Source organism: Geobacillus vulcani PSS1, assembly GCF_000733845.1.
Classification (GTDB): Bacteria; Bacillota; Bacilli; order Bacillales; family Anoxybacillaceae; genus Geobacillus; species Geobacillus vulcani.
This window is the reverse complement of record NZ_JPOI01000001.1, coordinates 1,171,106-1,194,004: the sequence shown is the minus strand read 5'-3', so window position 1 is coordinate 1,194,004 and position 22,899 is coordinate 1,171,106. Positions and strand designations below refer to the sequence as shown.

The window sequence follows — 22,899 nt, the reverse complement described above, 5'->3', positions numbered from 1 at the left end:
CGCATGAGCGAAGCGCCTGTCCCGTCAAGCAACACTAGCCTCGCTTTCAACCGATAATGGGCTGCCTTTTTTGCGGCATTGACCAACCTTTTTATGAGGAGGAATCGTTCATGAAGCGTTTTTCTTTTCTATTCGCCCTTATTGTATTGATCTTCGGAGCAACAGGCTGCTCATCATCCTCTTCCTCGGCACAAGAGGAAAAGAAAACGATCACGATCGGCGCCACCGCCGGTCCATACAGCGATCAAATCCGCGAAGCCATTCAGCCTTATCTAGAAAAGAAAGGATACAAAGTGAAATTAATTGAATTCAATGATTACGTGCAGCCCAATATCGCACTAGATCAGAAAGAAATTGACGCCAACGTGTTTCAAAACCAAATGTATCTTGAAAACTTCGCCAAAACACATCAAATGAAATTGCATCCGCTGATCTCGATTCCGACTGTTCCAATCGGTTTATATTCAAAAAAACATACGTCCCTCGATGACATTCGGGACGGAACGACAATCGCCTTGCCGAACGAACCGGTCAATCAAGCGCGGGCGCTGACGATGCTGCAGCAGCTCGGCCTCTTAGAACTAAAGAAAGATGTCGAACCGACAAAAGCATCGGAAAAAGATATTGCCAAATTTCACAAAAACATCATTCTCAAACCATTGGATCCCGCTCAACTGCCGCGGGCGTTGGGCGATGTGGACTACGCCTTGATCAACGGCAACTTCGCCTTATCGTCTGGGTTAAAATTAACCGAAGCCGTCGCCTTAGAAAAAACGCCTGATTACTATTTGATTGTCGTCACCATCCGTCCGGAGGACAAAGACAAACCTTTTGTCAAAGATTTGATCGCCGCTTATAAATCGAAAGAATTCGCTAAATTGATCAAAGAAGATCCGAAGTACAAAGGATACGTATGGCCCGATTGGTTCCAAAAACAATGACCCATAACAGCCGGCGGCTCGTCATCATGAGAGCCGCCAGTCTTGAAAGGAGGGCAAATTCATGGATCAACCCCTATTATTCAATGCCTTTGAGATGGCAAGCGCGATGCATAATGCCCACGGTTTATGGAAGCATCCCGACAGCGAGCGCCACCGCCGCTACAAAGAGCTCCATTACTGGATCGAAATGGCTAAGCGCCTCGAAGCCGGGCTGTTTGACGCTGTTTTCTTTGCTGATGTGCTCGGGGTGTACGACACGTATCGACAAAGCAAAGATCCATCGATTCGCGACGGGATGCAGTTTCCACTAAACGACGCTTCCTTAATCATTCCAGTCATGGCGAGCGTCACGACCCATCTTTCATTCGTGTTAACGGCAAGCACCACTTATGAGCACCCGTTCCATATCGCAAGACGATTTTCCACGCTTGACCATCTGACAAACGGCCGCATCGCGTGGAATATTGTCACCTCTTATTTGCCCAATGCGGCCAAAAACTTTGGATTGGAGAGGATGATCGCCCATGATCAGAGATATGAGATCGCGGATGAGTGTTTGGAAGTGACTTATAAGTTGTGGGAGGGAAGCTGGGAAGAAGGTGCCTTCCTCGAAGATCGAGAGACAGGCGTGTTGATTGATCCTGCCAAAATTCATCCGATCAACCATCACGGCGCCTTTTTCTCTGTCGAAGGTCCGCATTTATGCGAGCCTTCCCCGCAACGCACGCCAGTGTTGTACCAAGCTGGTTCATCCGAACGCGGGAGGGCGTTCGCGGCCAAACATGCGGAGTGTGTTTTCGTCGGCGCTCCGTCCCCCGAACGGCTGTCATTCTACATTCAAGACATTCGCCAACGAGCCGAGCGATACGGAAGAGATCCGCAACAACTGAAATTTTTCACCTTTTTGACGGTCATTGTCGCCAAAACGACGGAGCAAGCGGAAGCAAAATATGAACAATTGCGCCGCCTATGGAGCATGGACGCCGCCAAAGCCCAATTCAGCGGGGCGAGCGGCTATGACTTGGCTGAATATGAAGCAAAGCCAGCCGATGAACCGTTCTTGTTCCGCGCCACGGATCATGGACACTACAAAGCTGCTTCATTAACAAAAGACGCCACAAAACCGCTAACGATCGGTGAGGCGCTTCAAAAAGCCGGAACGCTCACACGGGAATCCGTCATAATCGGCAACCCGATACAGGTCGCCGACGCCATCGAAGAGCGAGCTCGGCGCTCGGGGGTGGATGGATTCAATTTAACCCATCTGATCACGCCCAAAGATTTGGACGATTTCATTGAATATGTCGTTCCCATCCTGCAACGACGCGGTCTATACAAAACCGCCTACACCCCTGGAACCATGCGGGAGAAGCTATTCGGGAACGGCCCGCGCCTGTCGCATGATCATCCCGCTGCCGCGTTCCGCCCGATCGGCTCACGAACAGACGGCTAGCCCTAGGACAGCCGTCTTCTTTCGCGATCACCGAACAAGTCCGCCGCTTCAACGAGAACATCAGAATAACGACACCACAGACATTCGAAATGATAAGGTGCCCGCTCCTTCGTGGGCACCTTCCCTTGCTAGACGACCACCGCACGTTGGAAAAGCCAAGACGTCGTGATCTGCAGCAACTGTTCTCGCGCGGAGACGGAAGAAAACGTGTGATCCGCTTTAGAGATGACATGTTTGGCAAATCGTGAATCAGCTCGTTGCCCGAATGCTTCCCCATAGACATCTGCATACGTGACAGGAATTTCTTGATCGGCTATTCCATGGACAAGGAGGACATCACCCGGAAACTGTTTCGCCGCCTGCAACGGGTCGATATCAACGAGCGAAGTGAAAAAGGAAGGGGACAATCGATATCCGCGGTACTCAATCGTTTCACCATCCGAGCGGCCATACCCATCTGTGGCAATGCGGACAATATCTGCATGTGGATACGCAACAGGCGCCCAAAGCACCAATCGTTCGACTCGCCGATCCAATGCAGCTGTGACCGTCGCCACCGCCCCTCCCAAACTATGGCCGAGAAGCACAAGCGGCCGACGCTGAAACGACGGAAATTGTTCCACTGTACGAATGACATCTCTCGTTTGTCGAATGAAATCATCAAATCGGTTTTTTCCATATTCTCCACTGCTCTCCCCACAACCAGCATAATCAAAACGGACGACTCCGACTCCGGCCGAAGCAAATCGTTCCGCTGCTTGGACAAACAACCGATCCACACCAATCCTCGTACCGATAAACCCATGACAAATGACAACAACAGGCACATCATCACGATCAACCGACACAGCTGGATCATGAATCGAAACCGCCAAACGTTCCCCTCCGCTCTCAATATACTGGAATCGAATCAACTGCTCTCTCCCCTTTCACCCATCCTTTAATTCATAGTAAATAAATATGAATAGTATGTTTTTATGTTATCTTATCACGCTTTTGCATGACCGTCAACGTTCCCCATCGCTGCCCTAACCCATCAATCAGCTGGCAAGCAGGATGCATGGAAGAGAAAAGATCACACCCCCGACTGCAATACCAAGCATTCCCAATACAATACGCGCAAGGGCCGGAACAAAGACACCGCGGCCACTCTTTCACTTTCATTTATACCCCATTTTGCTTACCAGAGCGGCCGCGACCGGGTTGTCGCGGCGAATGTACTCACGCCATGGCAACTTGCGCAGTTCAACGGTCAGAAAGCGGAAATCAACAACGGTTAGGAACGAAAACTGGATGGTGAACGAGGACGGTTCATCGCGGATGGCGTCATAGCTGAAGATGGCCGGCTGACATAAAGGAACATGCGCTCGGGAAACGCCGGCTGCGTGTAGCGCTGCGAAGCGATCGCCTCCCTCAAGGCTCAACTATTCTACAAGACAAAATAGAAAAGCCGCCATGATGGCGGCTTGACGGAGACGTTTTCCGTTTTTCGCCCGTTCACCCCTTCACCGAACCAGCCAACAACCCACGGACAAAATATTTGCCAAGGAAGATGTACACAAGCAAGGTCGGCAGCGCCGCCAACAGGGCTCCCGCCATTTGCACGTTCCATTGCACGATTTGGCTGCCAGATAAGTTTTGCAAGGCGACCATGATCGGCTGTTTGTCCGATGTCGTGATCGTCACGGCGAACAAAAACTCGTTCCAAATGTTTGTAAACTGCCAGATCGCCACAACGACAAATCCAGTGATGGACAAGGGGAGCATAATATAACGAAAAATGCGGACAAACCCAGCGCCGTCGATTTTCGCCGACTCAATCATTTCATCGGGGATCGCCGCGTAGAAATTCCGAAACATCAGCGTGGTGATCGGAATGCCGTAGACGACATGAACGAACACAAGTCCCGGAATCGTGTTATACAGCCCGATTTCGCGCAAAAATTGGATCAGCGGAATGAGAATGCTTTGATACGGAATGAACATTCCGAACAAAATAAGCGTAAAAAGCGTATCCGCTCCTTTAAATTTCCATTTCGAAAGCACGTAGCCGTTGAGCGCCCCCAGCAGCGCGGACAACAACGTCGCCGGCACGACGAGCAGCAGCGAATTCCAAAAGTTTGGGGCGAGTTTGTCAAACGCTGTGGCGTAGCTGCTCCAATCGATGGTCGACGGGAGCTTCCACATATCGGCCAATGTCACTTCATGAAGCGGCTTCAAGCTCGTGGTGACCATGACATACACCGGCATGAGGAAAAACACGCTCATGGCAACGGCCAGCGCATACAAAAACGACCGGGCCCATACGGATCTCGCCATCACGATCCCCCCTTGCGGCTCGAAATGAGGTACGGAACAATAAAGATGGCCACCGATAGCAGCATCACCATGGCGATCGCCGCTCCGTTCGCATAATAGTTGCCGCGGAACGTCGTTTCAAACATGTACACGCCCGGCACATCGGTGACAAAGTTCGCCCCCGGCCCGGTCATGGCGTAAATCAAATCGAAAATTTTGAGCGAAATATGAGCCATAATGATGATGACGCTGACCGTGATCGGTCGGAGGAGCGGCAAGATGATTTTCCAATACAATTGAAACTCGGTCGCCCCGTCCATCCGCGCCGCTTCCCGCACCTCATCCGGAATGGCGCGCAGGCCGGCGAGATACATCGCGACGGCAAAGCCAGTCATTTGCCAAACAGCCGCCACGACCACCGCAATGATGGCGACCGGGATGCCAAATTCAATCTTGCCCCAATGAAATCCGAACAAGATGTTTGTATCCGTATACCATTTTCCATCCAAGCCAAGTGGTTTTAAAAACAAGTTGACGCCCGTTGACGGATTGAACAGCCATTGCCATACGACCCCGGTGACGACAAAGGACAAGGCCATCGGGAAAAAGAAAATGTTGCGAAACAACGACTCGCCGCGCAGCTTTTGGTCAAGCAGAATGGCAAGGAGTTGGCCGAGCACAATGACGGCGGCGATAAACAGCACCGTAAACACAAGCGTATTGCGCAAGTCGGCTTGAAAGCGGAAATCATGAAACAAATACAAATAGTTTTTCAACCCGGCAAACGACCAATCCGGCACAAGGGAGTTCCAGTTGCTTAACGACACATACCCCGTCCAGCCGATAAACCCGTACACAAATAAGAAAATCAATACGACCGACGGCGCCAAAAACGCCGCTGCCAGCCAATGATCGGCCGTCCATTTCCGCTTTTTCCGCACCGAGGGGACATATGCTGTCTTCTCGGCTGGCGTGATGTTGACCGTTTCCACTACGATCCCTCCTCATGATGACGAAAAGGGGAAGAGAATGGCTCCCGTCCCCTTTTCCCGATTACTTCTTCAGTTCTGCGGCGGCCGATGCCAACGTGTCGATGAACGTCTTCACATCTTTTTGCGTCACGAAAATGTTGACGGCCTGATTCACCTTCGTGACAAACCCTTCCGGTGCTGCCGAACCGTGCGCTAAGCTCGGCGCCAGCTCCGCTGTCTTGAAGTCTTGCATCGTTTGCTTGCCGTATTCATCGTACTTGGACGGATCGGCGTCAATGCGGGCCGGGATGGAGCCTTTCAGCGGATTAAACGCATCTTGCCCTTCGACCGAACCAAGCACCGCTAAAAACTTCTTCACATCGTCCGGATTTTTCACGCCTTTCGGCAGGCCGAACGTATCGGTGATAACCATAAACTTGCCTTCCGTATTCGGCACCGGCACATAACCGAAGTCTTGATTCACTTTCAATTTCAAATCATTGACAAAGTAGCCCTTCACCCAGTCGCCCATCACGTACATGGCCGCCTTTCCTTCAGCGACGAGCTGGGCGGCGTCTTGCCAGTTGCGCGAACTATGGTCTTCGTTAATATAGCCAAGCATTTTCTTAAACGTCTCAACGGCTTGTTTCACTTGCGGATCGTTAAACGACAATTCTCCCGTCCAAAGTTTCTTGTAGTTTTCCGTTCCGAGCGTGCCAAGCAGCACATTTTCAAACAGGTGCGTCGCTGCCCACGGCTCTTTGTCGCCCAAGGCGAGCGGCGTAATGCCCTTCGCTTTCAGCTTGTCCGCCACTTGGAAAAACTCGTCGAACGTTTTGGGCGGCTGAAGCCCGTTGTCGGCAAAGATTTTCTTGTTGTACCACAGCACGTTGCCGCGGTGAATGTTGACCGGCACCGAGTAAATGTTGCCATCTTTGCTCACCATGTCAATCAACGCTTTCGGGAATTTGTCCATCCAGCCTTCTTTTTCATATAAATCGTTGAGCGGCTCCATTTTGCCGGCGGCCACCCAGCCTTCATTGAGTTCTGCCCCGCCGTGCACTTGGAACGTCGATGGCGGATCGTTTCCTTGCATGCGGCTCGCTAGAACCGCTTTGGCGTTCGTTCCCGCCCCGCCGGCCACCGCGGCGTTTTCGACTTGAATATCCGGATATTTTTCTTGGAACAGTTTGATCAGCGCTTTTAGACCGTCTTCCTCACCGGCTCCGGTCCACCAGCTGAAAATCTCGAGTTTCTCTCCCGCTTTTTGGCTGCCTTGTTTGGCGTCATCGGACGAAGAAGAGTTCGAGCTGCAGCCGGACAGCGCCACTCCGACGCCAAGCGCCAACGCCAGCCATGCGGATGCTTTCTTTCTCATGTTCCTCCCCCTTTATTCTTTTTTGAAAACCCTTTCAGTGAAGATTGTATCATGCGCGGCTCGCCTGACCACGGCGTCGTTTCTTCACTTTTTTGCGTTTTTCTTCACTTTTTTGTTTTCCGTTCTTCTGTCGAGCAAACGAAAGCTCTCGGGTGGGCGTTTTGCCCTAATAGCGCGAAAAAAGCCCGGCTCCCCATCAGGGGGCGGGCTTCGGTTCGGACGCCGGAAGAAGGGCGGGGCAGTCATTCGGTTGTGGGCTGCCAGCTGGTTCATAGTTCAGACATCGAAAAAATGGTGGGGCAGCCCGCTTCGTTTGCGGGACTTGCCCGTGTCGCTGCCTTCCTTGTTGTGAAGACCGCACTCCCTTTGTCAGCGCGCCTGTACTTTTTTCCGGTATTCGCTCGGCGATAAGCCGGTCTGCTTTTTAAAGACGCGGCTGAAATAGTTCGGGTCGTTGTAGCCGATCGAAAAACAAATTTCTTTTAGGCTGAGGTCCGTGCGAGCGAGCGCTTCTTTCGCCCGTTCGATGCGCACGTTCGTCACGTAATCGATAAACGTGATGCCAAACTGCTCTTTGAACAGTTTGCTGAAGTAGTACGGGCTCATCCCGGCTTGTTCCGCCACTTCTTCGAGCGTGAGCGGCTCGGCATAATGGCGGTCAATGTACTCTTTCGCCTTCCCCAGTTTGCCGTGGGCATGCTGCTGGCGCCAAACCTCGAGATCAGCGGCGATGCGGTCCAGTTCATCAAGCGCCGCTCGCTTCAATTGTGCCGCCGATCGGCAAGAAGCAAACGAAACGATCCGCCCATAGCGAATCCCGAGTTCCGCCAACAGGCGCCCCATCCATATGAACGTCTCCTCCGCCTTGCGCGCGGCGGACGGCAGTGGGCAGGAGGAAGTCAGTTCATCGATATAGGTCCGACACACGAACCGCGCCTGCTCGATGTCGCCAAGACGCAATGCCTCAAACAGCTGCTGATCCCGTTCCGCCGCCCGGCCAACACGCATCGCCTCGGCGGGCGGAAACCCGACTTGCGCTTTTTGCTGTTCCGCGTAATAGCGGGCGGCCGACAGCGCCTCATAGTATGACGAACGAAGTTGATCCAAACGAGAAACCGGGGAGCCGAGTCCGATATAGAGCGCGGCGCCGTACCGGGAGGAAAACCGCCTCGTCAAATCAAGGGCAAAGGCTTGAACGGCCGACTTCCACGCCAACTCCGCATCGTCCGGACTTTGGAAAAACAAGACCGGCAGACGCCCGCTTGCCATCCGTCCGATCAAATAACGCGCTGGCGCCTGTTCCTGGAGCTGTTCGCTCGCCCATGATTTCCATTCGTCACTTTTCGCTGGATCGGGAAACTGAAGGACGATAAACATGCCGACAGCCAGCGAAAACGGCAGCAGCTCCTTCCACCGCTCCCATTCTTCCGCTGAGACGTCTTCCGTCATGAGGACGGACAGCCATTCATTTTCCACAAATGTCTGAAGCCGGCGAATTTGCTCGTGCAATTGGCGGTTTCGTTCCTCGTGCTGCCGCTTGACGGCGATTTCTTGGCTGACCCGTTCCAACGCGGAAAGAATCTCTTCCTTCCGGCTCGGTTTCAATACATACTCCTTGACGCCAAAGCGCATCGCTTGTTTGGCATAGTCAAACAAATCAAACGCCGACACAATGATGAACTCAATATCGAGACCTTCCCGGCGAATGACCTCGATCGCTTGCAGTCCATCAAGACCGGGCATTTTGATGTCGATGAGCATCACATCTGGACAATATTGCTTGGCAATGTCAATGGCCTCGCGCCCGTTGGCGCCCTCGGCGACCACCTCGACGTCCGGAAGGTGGTCGTTGATCATTTTGCACAGCGCTCTTCGCTCCAACGCCTCGTCATCGACGATCGCTACTTTCACCGTTCATCCCCCCTTGCCATCTTGGCAGCCATAACCGCACCGTCGTTCCTTTTCTTGGTGCAGATTCGATTTCGGCCACATCCATCACTCCGTAAAACAGCTGCAGCCGGCGAATGACATTGCGCAAGCCGATGCCGGTCGAATGGCCGCGCCCTTGCTCACGGCGCGCCGGCGGTTCTTCGCCGCGGATCAACGCATCAAGCTCCGCTTTCACCTGCTCATCCATGCCAACGCCATTGTCGCGCACTTCCACAACGACCCGCCCGTTTTCGGCGAAAACGGACACGGACAGCTCGGCTCCCTGCTCGTACGTCTCAATGCCATGGATGAACGCATTTTCAATCAGCGGCTGCAACGTGAGCGGCGGAATCGGTTGATCGAGGCAAGATGGTTCCGCCTCTAACGAAAACTTGATCCGATCAAAAAAACGCGTCTGCTGGATGAAGAAATATTCCCGGGCGATGCGCACCTCATCGGCAAGCGTCACCGTCCGCTGCAAATCGCCCAAGTTGTAGCGCAAAATGGCCGCCACCGCTTCAATCAGCCGCGACGTTTGCTGGGCGTCCTCCAAGTACGCCATTTTCGCCACTGTGTTCAGCGTATTGAATAAAAAATGCGGATTGATTTGGCTTTGCAAGCTTTTGAGTTCCAGCTCCTTCACCAGCCGGTCGAGCTCCGCCTTTTGTTTCATCTCCGCTATCAGCTGCTTTAAATTGCGGCGCATGTCATTAAACGTGATCGTCAACAGCCGCAGCTCATCGTTGGTCATCGGCTCAATATCCGGCCCGTCCAGCCGCCCGTCAGCGATGGATCGGGCAGCGCGCGAGAGAAGAATGATCGGCTTCGTTAAGTGGCCGGAAAAGAACACCGCCAGCAAGGCGCCAAGCAACAACGTCGTGACAAACAATCCCATTCCCATATAGCGGAAATAGCGGTTGCGCCGCTCCACTTCATCGTACCGCCGTTGGTAGGCCGTCAGCTCATCGTCAATCAAGTTTAACGTTTCCTCTTGCAAAAAGGACGCAATGTTCATCGTTTCATGCAAGTGAGACGAGTACAAGCCAATATTTCCAGCTTGAAAATGATAGACCGTCAGCGCCGCCTCCTCCAGCAAACTTTCAATCATATGTTCATAGTTTTCCGCCGCCAGCCGGTCGGACAGCACCGGCAAGATGGCGCCGAGCTGCCGGCGGCGTTGCTGCAGCCAGCGGAACTCCCGCTCATAAGCACGTGCATACCGTCCTTCTTTTTCCGAGACGTACGCATTGAGCTGTTCCATCATTCGGTTTGCCCGCTGCGACACCTCATTGAGCAACAACAATCGACGCATCCGTTGATCATAATCGCTCATCATCTCTTCGCTCGTCTGATACAAAAGAAACACCGCTCCGTTCAGCAAAAGCAAAAAAACGGTAAAGCAAAGCAGCATCTTCGTCCGAATGTTCATCTGAATTCCACCCCGCTGTCACCGGCGCTTTGTCGCCTGCATCGTCCTGCCGCTTCCAGCCGAACGTGGCGAACGTCAAGTAGATCACCCTACTTTCTGAGACTGGGACGCTGGAAACTTCCATCCGAACGTGGTCGAACGTCAAGGACGGCCATCTCTCATGCTTTGGCGGCGTTCGCCAACCTTTCTCCGCTTTCAGCCCCCCTCCCGACGGAGGCCTGGCAGGCACCTTCATGGCGTGTTGACCTCATAATTGCGCGCCGGGCGCAGCGGCAAGTCTTTTTTCCGAATGACTTTCGTCTCCGTATTCGTCACCGCCGGCACGTCTTTCCCGGCGACGATCTCGGCCATCAGTTTGACAGCCTTGTATCCCATTTCATACGGCTCCTGCACCACGGTCGCCGCAATCGTTCCTTTTTGCAAATAGCGGATCGTCTCAGGAAGCGTATCAAAACCGATAATATACGTCTTTTGCTCCCGATGAAACTGCTCGACCACCTTGGCAACGCCAATCGCATCGAGCGCGCTCGTGCCGTAAAACGCATTCACATCCGGGTGCTTCTTCAAAATCGTATACGCCTTTTCCGCGGCTTGCACACGCGTAATGTGCGACTCTTCGATGGCAACGATGCGGATGCCTTTTTCCTGTCTCACCGCATCCTCAAATCCGCGCACTCGCAGCTGTTGGTGCGCCGCCGTCAAGCTGCCGGTAATAATCGCGACCGTCGCCTTACCCTTCGTATCCTCAGCTAACGCTCGTCCCGCAAGAAAACCGGCATAATAATTATCCGTTCCCACATAGGCGACACGTCGGCTCGTCGGGGCATCCGTATCGATCGTCACCACAGGAATATTTTTGTCCGTGATTTCGTTAATCACTGGGACAAATTCCGCTTCCGTCAACCCTTGGGTGATGATCCCATCGACTTTCGCTGCCGCGGCTTTTTTCAAAATGCGCAAATGCTCATCAATATTCGCCTGCCGCGGGCCGATATACTCGAGGTCAACCCCCAGTTCTTTCGCCGCCGCTTTCGCTCCTTTTTCCACGAGCCGCCAGTAATCATTATCGAGTTCCTCCGGCACAAGCACGAAATGATAGGCCTCTTTCGTTGTTTCCGGAACCCGTTCCTTCTCTGATTTCGGATACGCATACACGTTCCAAGCGCAATAGGCGGTGAAGGAAGCGCTTGCAAGCAGCGCGGCGATGCCGCCTCCGTAAAACAGCCGTTTCCACCAATGGCGCATCTTGATCCCTCCTACCGCCATTGTACACGAACGTCGGGGCGCTAGCCTAGAAGGCCCGTGAAAAACCGCTGATTCCCTTCATCAATGGGAGAATGAGTGAAAAAACAAGACCGATACAACAAGGTTTTTCTAATTGAGAAATGACATTGTAAAGCTATATACACGATGAAATCACCAGCCTCCTAGACAAACGAAAATGGATGCCGTGTCTCTCTCTTTTTCCCGCCTGCCGCGGCCCTACATCGCTCTCCTCTGCTTCTCGATGACAAGCAAAAGCGGTATCGATGCAACGAAGAAGGTCGGGATCCTTGAAGGAAAAGCGGTTAGTCCATTTTCAACTGTCGAAAGTCAATCATAGGCTTGCCCGCGTGACGGAAGACCGAACAACCACCTGCTTCACAGACCTTTCTATGGATCTGGCAGCGGCGTTGTTCGGTCGCCTGACAGTCGATAAAAGCGGCAAATGGTCAATCTTCAAATTGCATCTATATGAAATCCAAATAGAGGTCAGTCCGGCCGTCCCCGTTCGCCATGCGGCGATGGCCATGGCCATCATCAAGTGCAGAGCGAAAAAAAACGCCGTTCCGAAACAGATTGGCTGCATTGGAACGGCGTCCCCTCCGATTTTTACTCTTTCAACTTTTCCACCACTTCCACTGGCAGTCCGGTCAACTCACAAATCGTTGGCACGTCATATCCTTTCTCTAGCATCCGTTTCGCAACGTCCATCCTGCCTTTTTCGATTCCTTTTTCCATCCCTTTTTCCATTCCTTTTTCAATCCCCTTTTCCATCCCCCGTTGCTCGTACGACACGATGAGATCCATCACTTTTTTCGCTTCCTTCGTTTCCATTTCGTTCACCTCGTTTCGCAATTCGAGTTCCTCTTGTTCGGACAACCGCAAGTACGTCTCAAAAAAGCCAAACAACAGCCGCTGTTTCGCTTCGTCAAGCTCCAAGCGGACGAGCATGCGCAAAAATTCTTTTTTCACTGCCACTCTTTCACTTTCATTATACCCCATTTTGCTTAACAGAGCGGCAGCGACCGGGTTGTCGCGGCGAATGTACTCGCGCCATGGCAACTTGCGCAGTTCAACGGTCAGAAAACGGAAATCAACAACGGTTAGGAACGGAAACTGGATGGTGAACGAGGACGGTTCATCGCGGATGGCGTCATAGCTGAAGATGGCAATGGGCAGAATGCGGCGGCGGTATTTTTGAAACAAACGGCTGAGATAAAGGAACATGCGCTCGGGAAACGCCGGCTGCGTATAGCTTTGGTGCTCAATATGGACGATGATCAGCCCGTCTTCCCCCTTCAACTTCGTTTCCACCAATAGATCCACACGGTGCTTTTCGCCGACTGCCACATCCGTAAACACCTCTTCCGACAAAAAGGTGACGTGGCGGAAGTCGACTTGTTCATACACGTGCGGGAAAAACAGAAGCAAAAACTCTTCAAAAAACGTCGACAACAGCTCCTTGAACAGCCGGTCATGGTCGATTCGCGTTTCGGACACAGTCTCCCTCCTTGTGATATTTGAACTTCTTTTATTTTCTTCACCGCGCCTTGGGCAAAATCCTGCCGAAAAGGCTGGTGAAAAGCATTGATTTTGGTCTAAAATAAGGGGAATATGAATGGGAAAAAGCCCTTGTATTGTGTGGCTTTTCACGATGAAATGACAAAGCCGCCAACGGCGGGCGGCTTTGTCCATCGTTTTCCAAGCGGCCGTTTAGCTCCCGGCCGCTGCTTTGGTCTGTTTGAAAAACTGCGGCAAGTATTCTTTATGCGCTTCAAGCATTTCGTCCAACATTTGTTTGGCGATGGTGTCAGACGGGACAAGCGGGTTGATCGTCATGGCGACGAGCGCGGTTTGGTAGTCACCGGTCACGGCCGCTTCAGCAGCGACGCGCTCGAACGACTTGATTTGCTGGACGAGGCCGCGCACGGCGACCGGCAAGTCGCCGACAGCGATCGGCTTGGGTCCGTCTTTCGTGATGACACAGTTGACCTCAACGGCCGATTCTGGCGGAATGCTCGCAATGGCGCCGTTGTTTCTCGTGTTGACCGGCTGAATGTCGCGCTTATCGTTGTAAATGGAGCTGATCAAGCTGCAAGCGGCGTCGCTGTAGTACGCCCCGCCCCGTTTCTCGAGCTGCGGCGGCTTGATGGCCAAGTTCGGATCTTTGTACAGCTCGAACAGCTCTTTTTCAAGCTGCTGCACAACCTCGGCGCGCGTCCCTTTCGTTTTCGCCGCCTCGAGCTCTTCAGCCAACATTTTGTCCGTTTGGAAGTAGTAGCGGTGGTACGGGCACGGCAATACGTTTAACCCTTTCAAAAAGTCCGGCTCCCAGCCAAGGTCAACGATGTTTTTCATCGTCACACCGGAGCGGTCTGGATGGGCGACGAGATCAATCACCTTGTCGGTCACCTCGACGCCGTCGAGATAAACATGCAAGCCAAACACCATATGGTTCAGTCCGGCGAAATCGATGTGCACGCGGTCGGCATCAACGCCAAGCAGCTTGGCAACGCCCATGCGCATGCCGATCGGCACGTTGCACAAGCCGACGACTTTTTCCTGCTTCGTGTAGCGCAAGACGGCTTCCGTCACCATCCCAGCCGGGTTTGTGAAGTTGATCAGCCACGCATCGGGGCAAAGCTCTTCCATATCGCGAATGATGTCCAAAATGACCGGAATCGTCCGCAATCCCTTAAACAATCCGCCCGGCCCGTTTGTCTCCTGGCCGATCACCCCGTATTTGAGCGGGATGCGCTCGTCTTTCGCCCGCGCCTCTAGGCCGCCGACGCGAAACTGCGTCGTAACAAAGTCTGCACCTTCCAAAGCCCGGCGACGGTCGAGCGTCAAATGAATCTCGATCGGCACGCCGGCTTTTTCGACCATCCGTTTGGCCAGTGCGCCGACGATTTCGAGTTTTTCTTTGCCTTCCGGAATATCGACAAGCCACAATTCCCCGACTGGCAATTCATGATAACGCTTGATCAACCCTTCGACCAATTCCGGCGTGTAGCTCGACCCGCCGCCAATCGTCGCAATTTTCAATCGTTTATCCATATTCCTCTTCCCCTTTCGCCCTGTTGGGCATGGTATAATCAATGTAGGAATCAACCAATGGGCTTGAAAGCGCCATCCTTTCCCAGCTATCGCACGTTCCGTCCCATGAAAGCGAGGTGTCCCAATGTTCACTCCTGAACAAATCGCCCAGTTCTCCGAGCTCGACTACGCCATTTACGACTATGTGATGAAACATCCGCATGAAGTCGCGTACATGCGCATCCGCGAACTTGCCGAAGCCGTCCATGTCTCGCCGCCGACCGTGCTCCGCTTTTGCAAAAAGGTCGGATGCGAAGGGTTCAGTGAATTTAAAACGAAATGGAAGCTGTATTTGCGCGAGACAAAGCGAACCGCGATCATCAGCAGTCAAGAGGCGCTTAAGGAATTTTTCGAACGGACGCTGACCGCCGATTACGAGCGGACCATTCTGGATGCAGCAGCCGCGATCGCCCGGGCGGATCACGTCATTTTCGTCGGATCGGGCAGCTCCGGCATTTTGGCTGAATACGGCTCGCGCTACTTTTCCGCCTTTCAAAAGTTTTCCGTCTACATCAAGGACCCGTTTTTTCCGATTTACGGCCATTATTTCCACAACTGCGCCGTGATCGCCTTGTCGGTGTCTGGAGAGACGTCATATACGCTCGCCCAAGTGCACCGGTTCAAGGAAAACGGCAGCACGATCATCAGCATCACCAACCGGAAACATTGCACACTCGCGAACATCTCGGACTACAACTTGACATACTACACCACACCGGAGCGGATCGGACAGACGGATGTCACAACCCAGCTCCCGGTCATCTACTTGCTCGAACGGTTAGCGAAAGAAATGTATCGACTGCTAGGGAGAGAGACGGAAACGATCGGAAAGGACAGCAACCCAACCGTTTGAGCCCAACTCTGCTGATTGCGGCAACGCCATCGCCTTGTTGTTTGGCTCCATCTACTATTACTAAACCGCGCCTGAGGGCAAAAGTAAAGGGCATGGCGCCCTGTTGTAACAAAAGGAAAACGAAAAACAACTGTTTCTATGTTGTAACACTATGTTACAAGGACGAAAATGGGCTGTGCATACAAGGTTTAGCGGACAATGCGTTTGTTTTTTCAACTCAGCCTTGACACTGTTGTGTTGTTTGAGGCACACTTAGCGGATTTCTCCTTTGCACCGCCCGCCGATCAAAAGAAAAATCCCCGCCAACAGGCAGGGATGCAGAGCGTCCGCTATGGCAAAAAAATTTTCCCCGGATTAAGAATGCCGTTTGGGTCAAACAATTGTTTCAGCCGCTTCATCCATCCTACGGCATCGCCCTTTTCCTCGCGCAAAAACGTCCGTTTGCCGATGCCGATGCCGTGCTCGCCCGTGCACGTGCCGCCGCGCGATAGGGCGTAGCGGACGATATGAGCATGCACTTGCTCGATTCGCGCCATCTCCTCGGCATCGTTCGGGTCAAAAGCAAGCACGGTATGGTAGTTGCCATCGCCGACATGGCCGAAAATGGCGGCGGTCATGTTCTGCTCGTTGACAAGCCGACGCGTATCGGCGATCGCCCCCGGCAGCTCGGACAACGGCACGCACACATCGGTCGAGAGCATCGCCTTGCCTGGATAGGCGGCTTGAATGGCGAACGCCGCATGGTGGCGCGCTTCCCACAGCTTGGCGCGGGCGAGCGAGTCGGTCTCGACCACAAAGGAAACCGCGCCTTCGGACTCGCACAATTCTTTGACGAGTTCCGTCCCATCGTCCACGCTCGCGCGGCTGCCGCTCAATTCGATAAACAGCGTCGGCTTTACCGGATAATCCGTCTTTTTGTATGCGTTGACCGCGGCGATCGTCGCCTCGTCCACGAGCTCAATTTTTCCGGGCTCAACGCCCGCTTTCAACACGGCAAACGCCGCCTGCGCCGCGGCCTCAAGCGTCGGAAAGCACGCTTTGATGGCCGTTGTCGCCTCCGGAATGCCGTGCAGGCGGACGATGAGACGGGTAAAAATCCCTAGCGTCCCTTCCGATCCGACGAACAAGCCGGTAAGATGATAGCCGGCGGACGATTTGACCGCCAAGCTGCCCGTTTGGATGACCGACCCGTCGGCAAGCACCACGTCAAGGCCGAGCACGTGATCGCGCATGACGCCGTATTTGACGCTGTTCGTGCCACTGGCATTCGTTGCCGCCATGCCGCCGATCGTCGCGTCCGCCCCTGGATCGACAGGGAAAAACAGCCCGTATGGCTTGAGCGCCTGGTTGAGTTGCAGCCGCGTCACCCCCGGCTCAACGATGGCGAGGAAATCGTCGGGTCGGATGTCAACAATGTGATTCATTTGCGTCATATCGAGGCTGATGCCGCCTTCAACCGGAATGACATGCCCTTCCAAACTCGTGCCGGCGCCAAACGGCGTCACAGGGATGCGGTGCTCGTTGGCAAACGCCAACACCCGACTCACTTCCTCCGCCGTTTTTGGAAACACGACGACATCCGGTTGGCGCGGCGCATGGTAGGCGATGCCTTTACTATGGTGCTCAAGCACCGTTTCGTTTTGGCTCACCCGCTCTCGGTCGCCGATCAGTTCCAGCAGCGATTCATATACACCCATCGCTCTCCCCCTTTTGTCTATCGAATGGCCCGGCCGCACCAGCCCCCTTCCATCACCGGGCGCTGGGCAGCCCATCCGTCAGTAGCGCAGCAACGTTTCGATTCCTTCCGCGATACGGGCTGGATTCGGCAGCCAATCATCTTCCACCGACGGCACCGGGTATGGCGTGTCATACCCGGCGACGCGCACGATGGGGGCCGAGAGGGCGAATAGCGCCCGCTCGCTGATCAAGGCCGCCACTTCGGCGCCGAATCCGCTCGTTTTCACCGCTTCATGGACGATCATCACCCGCCCCGTTTTTTCGACCGAGGCGAGGATGGCATCGATATCGAGCGGCTGAAGGCAGCGCAGATCGATCACTTCCGCGTCAATCCCTTTCGTCCGCATCTCATCGGCCAGTTTGGCGACAAGCGGCACGGTTGCCCCCCACGTAATGATCGTCAAATCTTCTCCTTCTTTCACAACCCGCGCTTGGCCGAGCGGAATCGTGTACGGTTCTTCCGGCACCTCCATCCGAAACGCCCGATACAGCTTCATCGGCTCCAAAAACAGCACCGGATCATCGTCGCGAATGGCGGAAATGAGCAATCCTTTCGCATCGTACGGATTGGATGGCATCACGACTTTCAAGCCCGGAGAATGGGTAAACAGTGCCTCCAGCGCATCGGAGTGCAGCTCCGGCGTCCGCACCCCGCCGCCGTATGGGCTGCGCACGACGATCGGGCACGAAAACCGCCCGCCGGAGCGGAAGCGAATGCGCGCCGCCTGCGCAGCGAGCTGGTCCATCGCTTGATACACAAACCCAAGAAATTGGATTTCGGCAATCGGCCGCATGCCATTGACCGCCAACCCGATCGACGTGCCGATGATGCCGGATTCAGCCAGCGGCGTATCAAACACACGGTCAGGACCAAACTGCTCAAGCAACCCATCCGTCGCCCGGAAGACGCCCCCGTTTTCGCCGACATCCTCGCCAAGCACGATGACGCGCGAGTTGCGCTCCATCTCTTGGCGCATCGCTTCATTGATCGCTTCGATCATCGTCAATTCAGCCATTTATTTCACCCCTTTTGCCTGCTTGCGCCGCATCACTTCCGCTTTTTGTTCGGCGAGCAATTTCGGCGCCTCGCTGTACACATGATCGAATACATCGGCAATGGAACCGGATGGGCTGGCAATGGCGGCCTCATACGCCGCTGTCACTTCCGCGTTCACTTCCGCAACGAATGCTTCTTCCTGCGCCTCCGTCCACAACCCGCGCCGCTCCAGCAGCACACGCAAGCGGTGGAGCGGATCTTTCCGCCGCCACGCTTCGACTTCTTCCGGCCGCCGGTACTTCGTCGGGTCGTCCGCCGTTGTATGCGGCCCAAGCCGATACGTGAGCGCCTCGATCAACATCGGCCCTTCCCCGCGGCGCGCCGCATCGACCGCCTGTTTCATCGTTTCATACACCGCCAACACGTCGTTGCCGTCAACCAGCACTCCTTTCATCCCGTAGGCAAGCGCCTTTTGCGCGATCGTTCGGCTCGCCGTCTGCTTGGCGTACGGAACGCTAATCGCATACTGGTTGTTTTGACAGAAAAAGATGACCGGCACGTTGTATACCGCGGCAAAGTTCATCGCTTCATGAAAATCGCCTTCCGATGTCGCTCCGTCGCCGAAATAAGCCACCGATACGTGCGGCTCGCCTTTCAATTTCGATGCCCACGCGCAGCCGACGGCATGCAGCGTCTGAGCGGCAATGATGATTTGCGTCGGAAAAATGTTCACCCCATCCGGCATCCGCTTTCCCGACAGGCGGCCCTGCACGTAATGGAAAAACTGTTCAAGCGGCATGCCCTGCAACAAACAGACCGCCACTTCACGGTAGCTCGGGAAAATCCAGTCGTCGTTTCGGAGCGCAAGAGCGCTGCCGACTTGCGCCGCCTCTTGGCCGCTGAACGGCGCATACGTTCCGATCCGTCCTTGCCGCTGCATGCGCAACAGCCGCTCATCGATGACGCGCGCCCGCCGCATCGCCCGATAAGCATCAAGCAGCCACCCATCGGAAAACGCCGCCAGCTTCTGTTCATCGCCATTCCCATGTTCATCGAGAATTTGCACCATCTCGATGGACAGCTCATTTGGATCGAACATCGAATCCCCTCCCCCATTGTTTTCCCCATGACCATCGCGGCCTCTTGATGCCGCTCAACAAATGAGACTACCGAACATCCAGCAGCAGCACTTCCGGATGGCTCAAATAGTGCGCCACCGTCCGCATAAACCGTCCGGCCGGCTCACCGTCAATGACACGGTGATCAAACGTGAGCGAGATCCCCATCATGTCGCGAATGACAATCTCATCGTCGATCACGACCGGTTTCCGCTTGATGGCATGCGCCCCGAAAATCGCCACTTCCGGGTAATTGATGATCGGCGTCGCAAACCATCCCCCGCCCGCGCCGGTGCTCGTGATCGTGAACGTGCTTCCTTGCAGCTCCTCAAGGCGAAGCGCCTGGCGGTGCGCTTTCTCGGAAAGTTCGGCGATTTCAACGGCCAACTCGCGAATCGATTTTTGATCGGCGTCGCGGATGACAGGCACCAACAGTCCCGCCTTCGTCGCCGTCGCGATGCCGATGTGATACCGTTTCTTCAACACGATTTCATTCGTCTCTTCATCAAGCGAAGCGTTAAACATCGGATATTCCTTCAGCGCCCTTGTCACCGCCTTAATGATAAACGGCAAATACGTCAGCTTGATCTGCTCCTTCGCCAGCTCGCTGGCAAGGCTTTTTCGAATCTCGACGAGCTTCGTCACGTCGATTTCGTCCATCCCGGTCGCATGCGGCGCCGTATACACCGATTTCACCATTTTTTCGGCAATTTTTTTGCGCAAACCGCGGAGTGGAACGCGCTCTTCTTCCTCAAACAAGGCATCCAAGCCCGCGATGGATGTCCATGTGGCTATACTCGCCTGCCGTCCTCCAGCCGCGCCGCCGGTCGGCAGGGCATCTTTCTTCGCTTCGTCCCTTGCCGCCACCGTCGCGGCCGCCTCCCGCTCCCTGACATACCGCTCCACATCGGCGAGCGTCACCCGGCCGCCTTCGCCCGTTCCTTCCACCTCATCGATCGGAACGCCCAACTCCCGCGCCCGCTTGCGCACCGACGGCGCCGCAATCGCCCGTTTGCGGGCTGGACGCAACGCTTCTCCATGAGCAGCAGGCACAGGCTCCCGAACCGAATCTTCAGTCGGCGCCGCTTCCCCCGCGACCGCCGCCTCGGTTTCCACGACAATCAACGGCTCTCCCACCTTGACCGTCGCCCCTTCCGGCCCAGCAAGCGCCACCACTTTCCCCGCCACCGGCGTCGTCATTTCGACCATGGCCTTATCAGTCTGTATTTCCGCAATCGGCTGATCGGCGTTGACGACATCCCCTTCACGGACGAGCCAGCGAATAATTTCGGCTTCATGCAGCCCTTCGCCAATATCAGGCAACTTAAATTCATAGATCATAGCGATATCCCCTTCCTCTTCTTCTCGTGTTGCGATTGGAAACAAACACAATGGTGCAGCATCGATGATGTTGCGATTATGAGGCAGTGCAGCGGTGAAGCGCTTACAAAATTCGTGGTGAGAATCTTTTTCTACGAAAATAGAAAATGAATATTCTAAATTTTTCAACCTACAAGGTTTATGATAGTATATAGATTGTCGACCTGTCAATATAAGGAGGACCGACATTTTTCGCTAGCTTCGACAACTCTCGATGAACGTTGTCATTATCGCAACATAACAACTTCTTGCCTGTGCGCCAAAGTCAAAGCGCATCGTTGAAAAAGCGACGATGATCCCCATCGACCGCTGCCAAAGAAAACAGTCGCATTCGGAAACCTTTTTAGAGGAATAGGAAAAACCAACCATCCCCTCCTCGCTAGTCATCCAACGCGGTAGGGGACACGGCTTCTCGATGGAAGAATCTTATTGTTGGAGGACATGGCTGTTGACTATTGACCTTCCCGCTTCGTTGACCGAAGGGAAAAGACGTCATACACAAGGGAGGAGTGAACATGCGCCTTGCGACCATTCATCATATCGCTGTCATTTGCTCCGACTATGAGCGGTCCAAACGGTTTTACACCGACATTCTTGGCTTTCGGCCCCTCCGTGAGCAATATCGCGCCGCCCGTCGCTCATACAAACTTGATTTAGAAGCGGACGGCGGCATTCAACTTGAGCTGTTCTCATTTGCAAACCCGCCCAAACGCCCAAGCTACCCGGAAGCGTGCGGCTTACGCCATCTCGCGTTGGCCGTCGATGACATTGATGAAGCCATTGCCTACTTGCGCCGCCATGGCATCAATCCCGAACCAGTTCGCATCGATGAAGCGACCGGCAAACGGTTCACCTTCTTCCAAGATCCGGACGGGCTGCCGATTGAGCTGTATGAAAACTAGAGAGAAAAGCGCACCTGCTCAATGACGATGACAAAACGAAGCCTCTCCATTGGTTTATGGTACAATGGGGATCGATACAAATGAAGGAGGCCAAACAACATGGTTCGATTCGCAACAATCGGCACAAACTGGATCACCGAAGCGTTTATTGACGCCGCGCGGCTCATCGATTCCTTTGAACTCGCCGCCGTCTGCTCGCGGACGGACGAGACAGCGAAGCGGTTTGCCGAGAAGGTTGGCGCGCCGCACACGTTCACCGATTTACACGAACTGGCAGGCAGCCCTGACATTGATGCCGTCTACATCGCGAGCCCCAATGCGTTCCACGCTGAACAAGCAATTTTGTTGATGAACCACGGCAAACACGTCCTATGTGAAAAACCGCTCGCCTCGAATGCGAAAGAAGTCGAGGCGATGATCGCAGCGGCCGAACGAAACGGCGTTGTTCTGATGGAAGCGATGAAGTCAACGCTCATGCCCAACTTCGCAGCCATCCGCGAGCACCTGCCGAAACTCGGCCGCATCCGCCGCTATGTGGCGAACTACTGCCAATATTCATCGCGCTATGATGCCTACAAACAGGGGACGGTGCTGAACGCCTTCAACCCCGCTTTCTCGAACGGGGCGCTCATGGACCTTGGCGTCTACTGCCTGTACCCGATGGTCGTTTTGTTCGGCAAGCCCCGCAGCGTGAAGGCGCAAAGCGTGAAGCTCGCATCCGGCGTTGACGGCGAGGGGGCGATCGTGTTGGATTACGGGGACATGGATGCAGTCGTCTTTTATTCCAAAATCACAAACTCGCACTTGCCTTCAGAAATCCAAGGCGAAGACGGAAACATGATCATCGACGCCATCCATACGCCGGCGAAAATCGACATTCGCTACCGCGACGGGCGCGTCGAGGACATCACCGTCCCGCAAGACAAACCGCCGATGTATTACGAGGCGAAAGAGTTTATCCGTCTCATCGAAAGCGGGGAACGGGAGTCTGCCATCAACTCGCACCGCCATTCGCTTTGGACGATGGAAATCATGGACGAAGCGCGAAGACAAACCGGCATCCTCTTTCCCGCCGACGAGCGATAAACGAAAAGTTCCAACCGGGTCTGTGTAAGGACCGGTTGGAACTCTTTTTCAGGCGGTTCTTTTGCCTC

The 22,899-nt window shown here is 54.2% G+C and carries 18 protein-coding genes and 1 pseudogene; 5 read left to right on the top strand and 14 right to left on the bottom strand.

Annotated features, from left to right (window positions below; genetic code table 11):
* Nucleotides 1–110: 110 nt before the first annotated feature.
* Together N685_RS0106415 and N685_RS0106410 are read left to right on the top strand one after the other, a co-directional pair.
* Nucleotides 111–941, top strand: a complete 831-nt coding sequence (locus N685_RS0106415) for a MetQ/NlpA family ABC transporter substrate-binding protein (protein WP_014196860.1) — start codon at nucleotides 111–113, stop codon at nucleotides 939–941.
* Nucleotides 942–1,002: 61 nt separating this feature from the next.
* Entirely contained in the window at nucleotides 1,003–2,394 is a 1,392-nt protein-coding gene (locus N685_RS0106410; RefSeq protein WP_031406843.1) for an LLM class flavin-dependent oxidoreductase, read from the top strand.
* A gap of 128 nt (nucleotides 2,395–2,522) precedes the next feature.
* Here N685_RS0106410 and N685_RS0106405 read toward each other — a convergent pair whose 3' ends face one another.
* The 10 genes and pseudogenes from N685_RS0106405 to N685_RS0106360 all read right to left on the bottom strand — a co-directional run bounded on the left by N685_RS0106405 (nucleotide 2,523) and on the right by N685_RS0106360 (nucleotide 14,719).
* Nucleotides 2,523–3,308: an alpha/beta hydrolase gene (locus N685_RS0106405; protein ID WP_031406842.1), complete on the bottom strand. Its 786-nt coding sequence runs from the start codon at nucleotides 3,306–3,308 to the stop codon at nucleotides 2,523–2,525.
* Between the two features lie 252 nt (nucleotides 3,309–3,560).
* Nucleotides 3,561–3,799: pseudogene (locus N685_RS19510) on the bottom strand (DUF4351 domain-containing protein); the annotation flags it as partial.
* A 92-nt stretch (nucleotides 3,800–3,891) separates the two neighbouring features.
* On the bottom strand, nucleotides 3,892–4,713 hold the full coding sequence (locus N685_RS0106400; RefSeq protein WP_031406840.1) for a carbohydrate ABC transporter permease: 822 nt from the start codon (nucleotides 4,711–4,713) through the stop codon (nucleotides 3,892–3,894).
* Entirely contained in the window at nucleotides 4,713–5,684 is a 972-nt protein-coding gene (locus tag N685_RS0106395) for a carbohydrate ABC transporter permease (protein ID WP_031406838.1), read from the bottom strand. The genes N685_RS0106400 and N685_RS0106395 overlap by 1 nt, the downstream gene beginning before the upstream one ends.
* 61 nt (nucleotides 5,685–5,745) lie before the next feature.
* Nucleotides 5,746–7,041 carry an ABC transporter substrate-binding protein gene (locus N685_RS0106390; protein WP_031406836.1) on the bottom strand — a complete coding sequence of 432 codons (1,296 nt, stop codon included), beginning with the start codon at nucleotides 7,039–7,041 and terminating at the stop codon, nucleotides 5,746–5,748.
* A gap of 369 nt (nucleotides 7,042–7,410) precedes the next feature.
* Nucleotides 7,411–8,952, bottom strand: a complete 1,542-nt coding sequence (locus N685_RS0106385; RefSeq protein ID WP_031406834.1) for a helix-turn-helix domain-containing protein — start codon at nucleotides 8,950–8,952, stop codon at nucleotides 7,411–7,413.
* Nucleotides 8,930–10,399 (bottom strand): sensor histidine kinase, encoded by a 1,470-nt coding sequence (locus N685_RS0106380; RefSeq protein ID WP_031406832.1) that lies wholly within the window; start codon nucleotides 10,397–10,399, stop codon nucleotides 8,930–8,932. The genes N685_RS0106385 and N685_RS0106380 overlap by 23 nt, the downstream gene beginning before the upstream one ends.
* A 231-nt stretch (nucleotides 10,400–10,630) precedes the next feature.
* Entirely contained in the window at nucleotides 10,631–11,644 is a 1,014-nt protein-coding gene (locus tag N685_RS0106375) for a sugar-binding protein (RefSeq protein ID WP_031406830.1), read from the bottom strand.
* 627 nt (nucleotides 11,645–12,271) lie between these two features.
* Entirely contained in the window at nucleotides 12,272–13,162 is an 891-nt protein-coding gene (locus tag N685_RS0106365) for an Rpn family recombination-promoting nuclease/putative transposase (RefSeq protein ID WP_031406828.1), read from the bottom strand.
* 213 nt (nucleotides 13,163–13,375) lie between these two features.
* The gene (locus tag N685_RS0106360; RefSeq protein WP_031406826.1) at nucleotides 13,376–14,719 is read right to left on the bottom strand and encodes a 6-phospho-beta-glucosidase; all 1,344 of its coding nucleotides are present in this window, start codon (nucleotides 14,717–14,719) and stop codon (nucleotides 13,376–13,378) included.
* A gap of 124 nt (nucleotides 14,720–14,843) precedes the next feature.
* Between N685_RS0106360 and N685_RS0106355 the strand changes: the two genes are divergently transcribed.
* Nucleotides 14,844–15,611, top strand: coding sequence for a MurR/RpiR family transcriptional regulator (locus N685_RS0106355; protein WP_031406825.1), 768 nt, complete (start codon nucleotides 14,844–14,846; stop codon nucleotides 15,609–15,611).
* 329 nt (nucleotides 15,612–15,940) lie between these two features.
* Here N685_RS0106355 and N685_RS0106350 read toward each other — a convergent pair whose 3' ends face one another.
* The 4 genes from N685_RS0106350 to N685_RS0106335 form a co-directional block, all read right to left on the bottom strand.
* On the bottom strand, nucleotides 15,941–17,308 hold the full coding sequence (locus N685_RS0106350; protein ID WP_031406823.1) for an FAD-binding oxidoreductase: 1,368 nt from the start codon (nucleotides 17,306–17,308) through the stop codon (nucleotides 15,941–15,943).
* 78 nt (nucleotides 17,309–17,386) lie between these two features.
* Entirely contained in the window at nucleotides 17,387–18,364 is a 978-nt protein-coding gene (locus tag N685_RS0106345) for an alpha-ketoacid dehydrogenase subunit beta (protein ID WP_031406821.1), read from the bottom strand.
* Nucleotides 18,365–19,444, bottom strand: a complete 1,080-nt coding sequence (gene pdhA / locus N685_RS0106340; RefSeq protein ID WP_031406819.1) for a pyruvate dehydrogenase (acetyl-transferring) E1 component subunit alpha — start codon at nucleotides 19,442–19,444, stop codon at nucleotides 18,365–18,367.
* Nucleotides 19,445–19,511: 67 nt separating this feature from the next.
* The gene (locus tag N685_RS0106335) at nucleotides 19,512–20,804 is read right to left on the bottom strand and encodes a dihydrolipoamide acetyltransferase family protein (RefSeq protein WP_031406818.1); all 1,293 of its coding nucleotides are present in this window, start codon (nucleotides 20,802–20,804) and stop codon (nucleotides 19,512–19,514) included.
* Nucleotides 20,805–21,358: 554 nt separating this feature from the next.
* Between N685_RS0106335 and gloA2 the strand changes: the two genes are divergently transcribed.
* Nucleotides 21,359–21,745, top strand: coding sequence for an SMU1112c/YaeR family gloxylase I-like metalloprotein (gloA2, locus tag N685_RS0106330; RefSeq protein ID WP_031406816.1), 387 nt, complete (start codon nucleotides 21,359–21,361; stop codon nucleotides 21,743–21,745).
* A 99-nt stretch (nucleotides 21,746–21,844) separates the two neighbouring features.
* The gene (locus N685_RS0106325; protein WP_031406814.1) at nucleotides 21,845–22,831 is read left to right on the top strand and encodes a Gfo/Idh/MocA family protein; all 987 of its coding nucleotides are present in this window, start codon (nucleotides 21,845–21,847) and stop codon (nucleotides 22,829–22,831) included.
* Nucleotides 22,832–22,899 lie beyond the last annotated feature (68 nt).